The organism is Paenirhizobium cremeum, assembly GCF_022884085.1.
Taxonomy (GTDB): domain Bacteria; phylum Pseudomonadota; class Alphaproteobacteria; order Rhizobiales; family Rhizobiaceae; genus Allorhizobium; species Allorhizobium cremeum.
Map to the genome: position 1 here is coordinate 1 of NZ_JAGGCS010000031.1, position 7,541 is coordinate 7,541.

A 7,541-nucleotide genomic window follows, 5' to 3' on the forward strand; every position below is an offset into this window, starting at 1 on the left:
TCGGACGCCCTCGGTGTTGGCGCCGCCAAGGTTGACACCGCCTACGCCGCCATGGAAAGCGCCATCGACGTTGTCGATGAAATCAAGGCCAAGCTGGTAACCGCGACCGAAGCCTCGACCGACAAGGACCAGATCCAGCTCGAAATCGACAAGCTGCAGGAGCAGCTGACCGCAATCGCCCAGGCTGCTTCCTTCTCCGGCGAGAACTGGATGGTTGCCGACAGCACCGCCTCCAACACCGTCGTCGTCGACGGCTTCATCCGCAACAACGACGGCACCNGCAGCTGACCGCAATCGCCCAGGCTGCTTCCTTCTCCGGCGAGAACTGGATGGTTGCCGACAGCACCGCCTCCAACACCGTCGTCGTCGACGGCTTCATCCGCAACAACGACGGCACCGTCAAGGTCACGACCGCCGAATACGCCGTGGGTTCCTATGCTCTCTTCGCGACGATCGCGACCGGCATCGGCTCCGGCGGTATCCTGGGCTCGGTCATGGCTATCTCGCTCACCAGCGCTTCGACAACCGGTGACATCAGTGCCTACCTCGACCAGGTCGAATCGGCATTGGCGGAAATGACGATCGCGGGCGCTGCTCTCGGTGCCATGATTACGCGCATCGAACTGCAGGACGACTTCGCCGCCAAGCTCTCGGACGCCATCGAATCGGGTGTTTCCCGCCTCGTCGACGCCGACATGGAAGAAGAATCTGCAAAACTGTCTGCCCTGCAGACCCAGCAGCAGCTCGCCATCCAGTCGCTCTCGATCGCAAATTCCTCTTCGCAGAACATTCTTACCCTCTTCCAGCAGTAATATCTGGCAGAGTATCTACAAGAAACACCAGGGTCGCGCCGGAAACGGCGCGATCCTTCTTCGTATTTTCTATTTCGAAATTTGTATTTCCTCGGAAAATTACTGCATGCCTATTTATTTTCATGGTCGACCAAGATTTTATCTTGTCACTGTTTCCATCTTTGGTTAACCATAATTAACTTCGAACCATTCAGCACGACGTACCCGTTCTCGATTCGGGTGGCATGAAGCCGGAGCGTCGGTGCCGTTTTCCGCTCGGCATGTCCCCCTGTCGCAACATCGGGTTGGTGGAACATGTCCAACGTCATCATGACGAGCTACACGCAGAGTGCACTCCAGACGCTCCTTTTCGCCAGTGATTCTCTGGAAAAGACTCAGTCGAGAAGTGATTCCGGTCTGAAAATCGCCTCCGCTGCGGATAATGCCGGCTATTGGTCCGTCGCCACCGGCATGAGATCGGACAAGAGCATCGTCGGCAGTATTGCCGATGCGCTCAACTTGGGGGCGTCCAAGGTCGATACGACCTATGAAGCCGTCAACTCCGCCATCGATATCCTCGACCAGATCACCTCTTTGCTCGAGACGGCTTATGAAGAAGGCACCGATCGGACGACGCTCAACACGTCGCTGAAAGAATTGAAGGGAAACCTGCAGTCTGTCACGCAGGCGGCAACCTTCTCCGGCGACAACTGGCTTTTTAACTCCGATGCGACCATGATCGATAGTTACACGGTTCCCGCATCCTTCCAACGCTCGGTTTCCGGCTCGGTCGCCCTCAACTTCATCAGCATCGATAGCAGCCAGTCGACGTTGATCGACACGCAGGACGCAGGTCGCGGTCTCCTGACCGGCGCCATTGACGCCGATACCCTGGACCCGAATAACTCCACGGGAACGCCGCGCAACTACTACTTGCTGGACGTCGGTTCTGCGACGCCGGCGACCGGTACCGAAATCAGCTTGTCCGACGCGACAACGACGGAAGAACTCGACGACATGATTTCTGTCGTCAGCTACATGAACGATCAGTTAAACCGGCTCGCCAGCTCGCTCGGTTCCATGTCCAACCGTATTGACCAGCAGGTGACCTACGCGGCCGCGCTTCAGGATACTTTCGATGAAAGCATCAGCCGCTTCGTGGATACGGATATGGAAGAGGAATCGGCCAAGCTTGCCGCTTTTAAGACCCAGCAGCAGGTGGCTTCGGAAGTCCTGTCGCTCATCAACAGTCACCAGCAGTCGCTTCAGGTTCTCTTCAGTTGATCGGTGATGGCCTGGTCCATCCTCGCACAAGTTTGGCGTCGTAATTCCTCTCAAGCATTGATGATCGCCCGATTCCGTTCGGGTGTTGTGCGTGAATACCGTTGATGAGGAACGTCGTGGCTGAAATCGCTTGCTTTTACAGATCGATGGGACGTCTCAGCCGGTCGGGCCGCGTTATTTGCCGCTGCGGAGCCTCCGCATGAGCGTCCTTCTGTCCCGCCTCAAGGATTTCAGCCCGGCGGCTCCGCCGCCGCCGACGGATTTTCTGTCCGCCGGTCAGGATGATTTCCCGCAGTCCGACCTTCTTGTCGCCCCGGCGGAGGAGCCCGTCGATATCGAGGCGGAAAGAAAAGAGGCCTTTGCCGAGGGGCATGACGCAGCCGAACGCGAACTGGGCGAAAAGCACCGGCAGGCGATCGAAGCCATGGATGCCAGCCGGCGCGAGGAGCTGGATAGCCTCGCACGCAAATATGAAGTCGAACTGGCCGGCTTGGTCGGCCGGACTTTTGAACAGATGACGGCTGCAGTCGCCGAAGCCGTGGAGACTGCGGTCGCCCGGGTGCTCGCGCCTCTGGTGGAGGAAAGGGTTGCAATCCTGACGGCCGCCTCCTTCGCGTCGAAGGTCGCAGAGGAAATCGGGCAGGGTACGGTCGCCAGGCTCATGGTTTCCGGCCCCGAACGTCTGCTCGAGACCGTAAGGGAACGGCTGCTGGCGCTGGATGCCGCCGTGGACTTCCGGGAGACGCCGGAGGCCGATCTGTCGTTCCAGATGGGCGATTCCGCCCTCGTGACGCGGCTGGGCGCTGTAGTCGAAGCCATGGAAGGGCGCATGGATGAGTGAGGGCGAGAACCATCATCGCGGCAAGAACGAGATCATCATCGTCAAGCGCCACAAGGGCGATCACGATGGTGCACATGGTGGCGCCTGGAAGATCGCCTATGCCGACTTCATGACCGCCATGATGGCCTTCTTCCTTGTGATGTGGCTGGTCAACGCCGCAAACGAGGAAACCAAGGCGTCCATCTCCAGCTATTTCAATCCAATCAAGCTCACTGACGAGACGCCTAGCCAGAAGGGTGTCAAGGAGCCTGCCAAGGAAGCCGAGGGCGAGCAGACAGCCCAGAAATCCGAAACCGAAGCCGAGAAGCCGGAAGATGCGGCGGCGGCGGCGTCCGGAGATGACCTGACGGCTTCCTCCGGCGAGAACACGCGCTATTCCGAAGCTGATTTCTTCGAAAATCCCTATGCCGTTCTCGCCGAGATCGCGCAGGAGGTCGGCCAGCAGGCGAATGTCAGCGTCAAGGGCGAGGGCGGTGCCGCCAATTCCGGCCCCTCCACCGGCGCGTCCGGCGGCGAGGCCTATCGCGATCCCTTCGATCCGGACTTCTGGAGCAAGCAGGTCGCCGGTGGGCCGGCGGCCAACACCATGCCCGAGATCCAGGACAGCAAGCTGCCGGACACCCCGATCCAGCAGACCGAGCAGGCCATAGCCGCGCCCGGACAGGAAACGAAACCCGACGACGGCAAGGACGAAGCGCCTGCCGAGGTGGCCCTGGCATCCCCGGAAACCGCGCGAAAAAAGCCTGAGGAAGATGCGGCTGCGGAGAAGACCGAGCCTGCTCCCGCCGAGGATGCCGCCGAGCAGCTCCCGGCAACCCCGGAACAGAAGAAGGAAGCCGAACAGTTGCGCGAGGAGATTTCCCGCTCGCTGGCCGGAGTGCCTGGCAAGCTTGCCGAAGGCGTTGTCGTGACGCCCTCGGAGGGCGGCACGCTTCTTACCATCTCGGAACAGTCCTCCGGTCCCATGTTCGATATCGGTTCGGCCGTGCCGCAGAAGGAACTGGTGTTGGCGATGGAAAAGATCGGCGCGATCCTCAAGGACCGACCGGGCTCCATCATCATACGCGGTCACACCGACATCAGGCCCTATCGCGGCAAGGGCGACAACTGGAGCCTTTCCATGGATCGCGCCCACGCGGCCTATTACATGCTGGTGCGCGGCGGCTTGCAGGAGGACCGCGTGAAACAGATGTCCGGTTTTGCCGACCGGCGCCTGCAGACGCCTGACGATCCCATGAACGGCGCCAACCGGCGCATCGAGATACTGATCAGCGACGGTTAAGGCGCGGCGATGACACGAGCACCCCAAGGCAGCGCTTTTCGTTTTTTGATCTCGGCCGCGGTGATGGCCGCATGGCCTGGCGTCGCGTGGTCGGATAGCAACCTGTCTCCCTATAAAATGCTGCGTTCGCTGCAATTCATGCAGGACGCGGTGGTGCTCGGCGATCACTCGGCCGGCGACATGCAGCGCTTCATGCTGGAGACGATCGACGCCCGCCTGCGTTCGGCGGATGCCGAGACCTTCAGCGAGCCGCGCAACGCAGATGCGGCGCTCGTCTATGCGATGAGCGGCGGCAATCCCGCAACGCTCAGCTATCTTGTTGCCCGCGACGTCGACGGCAATTTCGATGCCCGGGTCGTCAACGTCCTGCAGAAGTATTTCGACGGACGCGGCATGCAGGTGGCGAAATCGGTCGGCGAACTGGTGCCGGAATACCGTCGTACTGCGCTCGGCCCGTATCTGGCGCTGATCGCCGGCAACATCACCTTTCCGAGCGATGCAAAGACGGCGCTCGGCTTCTTCGACGAGGCCTGTCTCGGTGCGCCGGGAACGATTATCGAGGAAGCGGCTCTTCGCCGCTCGATCGTCGCCAGCATGGGCGTGCCCGAGGTGGAGAAGGCGCTGTCCTATTCCCGTCGTTATGCCCGCAGGTTCGTCCACTCGCCCTATTCCAACCAGTTCGCCGATCTCTTCGTCGAACTGGTGGTCAAGCATTACGGCGTTGTCTCCGAACAGGATGTCGGTGATGTGCTGGAACCGATGGATACGGCCCGTCGGCAGGAAATCTATCTGCGGATCGCCCGCGCCGCGACCTTGCGTGGCAATCAGGAACTGGCGCGGCTCTCCGCGAGCGAGGCCCAGCGTCTGAGCGGATTACTGGATGGCAGCGGGCAGCCGGTCTTGCCCGGTCTTTATGAGGGGGTGGCGAGCGTCTCTTCCTCCGACGTGGTGTCGGCCATCGACAAGCTCTCCGCCGTATCCGATGCGGCTCTCTCGGAGCGCGACAGAGCCTTGCGCAAGGCCGCCCGCGCCATCGCCGAGCAGATCTTGCAGCCGCCCGTCATCGACGATCCCATCAGAACGAACGACCCGCGTGCTGGGGCGGCGGGCCAGGCGGTCCTGGCGCCTCCGGTGCCGGCCCTGCTTCCGTCTGAGGACGAGCAGCAGGCCGTCTCCGTCGAAGCGGCGCCTGAACCGGCGCAAGCCGAAAACGAGTCCGCCGTCCAGGCCGCATCCGGTGATGCCACCACAGGCGGGGCAGGGGAGCCCGTCCTCGATTTTGTTAAGCAAAGTCGGGGCAGGCTTGGAGAAATTGACGCGCTTCTTGAACAGGAAGGCAACATCAAATGATGAACGTCGTGAACACTGCCGCGAAAGCAACTGCGGATATGGCCACCCTCACCGGCGCGGGCGGGAAGACTGCCCAGGCGGCGGATGGCGACAAGTTCTCCGAGACCCTCAACGCCTTCGATGGCGAGAAACCGGCGGCTTACACGGCGGAAGAAGACGCAGGCAGCGTCACCCAGATGCCGCCGGACGGCGAAAACCTTGACGTTGCCGCGGACGCCGATGTCGAGATCGCGTCGCCTCGCATGCCTTCCCTTCCTCCGGAAAGCGATCTCGCTTCCCTCAGCGAACAGATGCTGGCCGGGCAGGGCGCGCAGCAGAACGGAACGGATGCCGCCGGCACAAAGACCGCCGATACCGGCGCCCGGAAAACCGGCGCAAGCTCGCAGCAATTGCTGGAAATCGCCGCCGCTCTGGCCATGTCGACGGCCGACGGGGCGGCAACCGACAGCAAGGCGCTCGCGGCGGCGCTGAAGAAATTGGCGGAAGGCTCGAAATCTGCCTCCGATCTTCCGGTGGAAGGCGAGGGCGAGCTTGCCGATGCGGCCGCGACCGATGGCACGACCGATACCGCGGCACTTGACGACATGCTGTCCCTGCTGTCGCTGACGGCAACCGGCGCGCCTGCGGAACAGGGCGCCGCCGTTTCGGAAACTGCCACGGCGCAGCAAGGCGCCCTTGAAGGCGTCGAGGCGCAGATAGCCGGCGCCAAGGGCCTTCCCGAGAATGCCGGAGAGGCAGGCATTGCGGGCGAGGATGCGGAACCCGCCGAAGGCGGGGCCGTCTTCCGGTTGCAGAAGAGCGACACGGCCACTGCCAGCGTCGACATGCATATTGCGCCGGCGGCGGATGGAAGTGTCGATGTGGACGTTTCTGCTGCTGTCAGCAAGGAGGCGCCGGTGGTGCAGGTGGTCGATTCCCGACGCTATCTCGGCCTCGCGCCGAATTCCAATGCCCTCGCCGTGGCCTCGACGATCGCCAGCGATCCCCAATGGGCCGGCGCCATGGACCCGGCCTCGAAGCTCGCCAATACAGCGCTCTACGCGGGCACCGGCAATGTGGTGCATACGCTGAAGATCCAGATGAATCCCGTGGAACTCGGACATGTCACCGCCACGATGCGGCTCGTCGGGGAAGAACTCAGCATTCACCTGACCGTGCAGAGCGGCAGCGCCTACCGCGAACTGACCAACGACAGCAGTTCCATCATGGATGCGCTGAAGGCGCAGGGGTTCAGCGTCGACCAGATTTCGGTCAGCATATCCTCGTCGTCCGACAGGTCCGGTGACAGCGCCACAGGCGGACGGCAGACCCCGGACATGGGACAGCAGTCCCAGCAGCAGGGCAACCGGCAGGGCGGCGGCGAGGCGCGCCAATCCGATCAGTTCGCAAGGACGCCTGCCGGCTCGTCGACGACAGGAGGCAGTGATGCAGGCATGGTCGAAGGCACTGGCGCTACCGGTGTTGGCACTGCTCGCCCTGAGCACGTTTACCTCTGAGAAGGGGGAGGCTTCCGCCCGTGTCTGCGAGCGGCAGATCGAGAGCGCTGCGGCCCGCTACGACATTCCGGAGGGTATCCTCTATTCGGTCGGCCTGACGGAAACCGGCCGCAAGGGTTCGCTCAGCCCCTATGCGCTCAATATCGAAGGCAAGGCCTATTTCCCCGCGTCGTTGCAGGAAGCCTACAACATGTTCGCCGACGCCCGCAGGCGCGGCGCCAAGCTGATAGATATCGGCTGCATGCAGATCAACTATCACTATCACAGCGAGGAATTCTCCTCGGTGGAGGAAATGTTCGATCCCGCAAGCAACGTCGCCTATGCGGCGCGCTTCCTCAGGAACCTGCAGGACCGGCACGAGACCTGGACGATGGCCGTCGCGCGCTATCATGCCGGTCCGAACAATGACCCGGCCCAGCAGAAATATGTCTGCCGCGTGATCGCCAATCTGGTTGCGACAGGCTACGGGAAGTGGACGCGGGGTGCTGCTGCGTTCT

The 7,541-nt window shown here is 62.0% G+C and carries 6 protein-coding genes and 1 pseudogene; all 7 read left to right on the forward strand.

The window, feature by feature from the left end; genetic code table 11:
• Positions 1–812 (forward strand): annotated as a pseudogene (locus tag J5N58_RS26075) (flagellin); the annotation flags it as partial.
• A gap of 294 nt (positions 813–1,106) precedes the next feature.
• A complete protein-coding gene (locus J5N58_RS25735; RefSeq protein ID WP_112831185.1) occupies positions 1,107–2,075 on the forward strand; it encodes a flagellin N-terminal helical domain-containing protein in 969 nt (322 codons plus the stop codon).
• Positions 2,076–2,274: 199 nt separating this feature from the next.
• Positions 2,275–2,916 carry a hypothetical protein gene (locus J5N58_RS25740; RefSeq protein WP_112831184.1) on the forward strand — a complete coding sequence of 214 codons (642 nt, stop codon included), beginning with the start codon at positions 2,275–2,277 and terminating at the stop codon, positions 2,914–2,916.
• On the forward strand, positions 2,909–4,198 hold the full coding sequence (locus J5N58_RS25745) for a MotB family protein (RefSeq protein WP_112831183.1): 1,290 nt from the start codon (positions 2,909–2,911) through the stop codon (positions 4,196–4,198). The genes J5N58_RS25740 and J5N58_RS25745 overlap by 8 nt, the downstream gene beginning before the upstream one ends.
• Positions 4,199–4,261: 63 nt before the next feature.
• Positions 4,262–5,548: a chemotaxis protein gene (locus J5N58_RS25750; RefSeq protein ID WP_244714312.1), complete on the forward strand. Its 1,287-nt coding sequence runs from the start codon at positions 4,262–4,264 to the stop codon at positions 5,546–5,548.
• Positions 5,545–7,044 carry a flagellar hook-length control protein FliK gene (fliK, locus tag J5N58_RS25755; protein ID WP_244714314.1) on the forward strand — a complete coding sequence of 500 codons (1,500 nt, stop codon included), beginning with the start codon at positions 5,545–5,547 and terminating at the stop codon, positions 7,042–7,044. Before J5N58_RS25750 ends, fliK begins: the two co-directional genes overlap by 4 nt.
• Positions 6,974–7,541 (forward strand): transglycosylase SLT domain-containing protein (locus J5N58_RS25760; RefSeq protein ID WP_244714316.1); only part of this gene is annotated, 568 nt, incomplete at its 3' end. The genes fliK and J5N58_RS25760, both read left to right, overlap by 71 nt.

Bases quoted from the DNA above. Each gene is read 5' to 3' on its own strand.
- J5N58_RS25740 (WP_112831184.1), top strand. From the start codon at position 2,275: ATGAGCGTCCTTCTGTCCCGCCTCAAGGATTTCAGCCCGGCGGCTCCG.
- fliK (WP_244714314.1), top strand. From the start codon at position 5,545: ATGATGAACGTCGTGAACACTGCCGCGAAAGCAACTGCGGATATGGCC.
- J5N58_RS25745 (WP_112831183.1), top strand. From the start codon at position 2,909: ATGAGTGAGGGCGAGAACCATCATCGCGGCAAGAACGAGATCATCATC.
- J5N58_RS25735 (WP_112831185.1), top strand. From the start codon at position 1,107: ATGTCCAACGTCATCATGACGAGCTACACGCAGAGTGCACTCCAGACG.
- J5N58_RS25750 (WP_244714312.1), top strand. From the start codon at position 4,262: ATGGCCGCATGGCCTGGCGTCGCGTGGTCGGATAGCAACCTGTCTCCC.